At 65.9% G+C, this 211-nt stretch carries 1 pseudogene; it reads right to left on the bottom strand.

Annotated elements, in window-relative coordinates:
* A pseudogene (locus OC610_RS29480) lies at positions 1–211 on the bottom strand (NorM family multidrug efflux MATE transporter); the annotation flags it as partial.

Raw genomic sequence — 211 nt, forward strand, 5'->3', positions numbered from 1 at the left:
ATGAACGCCACCGAGACGATTTGCAGCGCGATCTGATGGGCCGCCAGTGGCGTGCTGCCCATGGTGCCCATGCAGAGGGCGGCGAACGCGAACAGCCCGACTTCCACCGCGTAGGTGCCGCCAATCGGCAGGCCGAGGCGCCACAATTCCTTGAGGTACTGGCGATTGGGCCGTGACAGGCCAGCGAGCAATGGATAGGCCCGGTAGGCCG

It is taken from the genome of Pseudomonas agronomica (assembly GCF_025917275.1).
GTDB lineage: Bacteria > Pseudomonadota > Gammaproteobacteria > Pseudomonadales > Pseudomonadaceae > Aquipseudomonas > Aquipseudomonas agronomica.